The following is a 493-nucleotide window of genomic DNA, read 5'->3' as shown; positions in this document are numbered from 1 at the left end:
GAGTGGGCGCGGGCTGGCGGATCGCCTCGGTGGAACTCGCTGAGCCGTCGAAGGCCGAGTTGGCCGATTTCGAAGGCGGCGGTGCGACACCGGCCCGGAAGGCGGCGGTCATCTGTCTGGACCGATCGGCGAACGCCACCTACAAGGGTGTGGTGTCGCTGACCGATGACCGGCTGGAGACCTTCGATCACGTGCCGGGCGTGCAGGCCAACTTCACCGTCGACGAGTTCACCGAATGCGACGAGGTGCTGCGCCGCCATCCTGATGTGATCGCCGCGCTGGCCAGACGCGGCATCACCGACCTCGACAACGTGTTCATGGACACCTGGACCTACGGCGACGCCGTCGCGCCGCCCGAGTATCGGGACCGGCGGATCGGCTGGTCGGACACCTGGTACAAGCAGGCCGCGGGCGCCAATCCATACGCCCATCCAATCAGCGGGCTGCACTGCGTGATCGACGTCAACACCATGGAGGTGCTGCGGGTCGAAGA

Annotated in this window: 1 pseudogene; it reads left to right on the top strand. The window is 66.7% G+C overall.

From position 1 onward, the window contains the following. Positions 1–29: 29 nt before the first annotated feature. Positions 30–493: pseudogene (locus IMZ11_RS43820) on the top strand (tyramine oxidase); the annotation flags it as partial.

Source organism: Microtetraspora sp. AC03309, from assembly GCF_020826795.1.
GTDB classification, from domain to species: domain Bacteria; phylum Actinomycetota; class Actinomycetes; order Streptosporangiales; family Streptosporangiaceae; genus Microtetraspora; species Microtetraspora glauca.
This window is presented reverse-complemented; position numbering and strand designations above follow the sequence as displayed.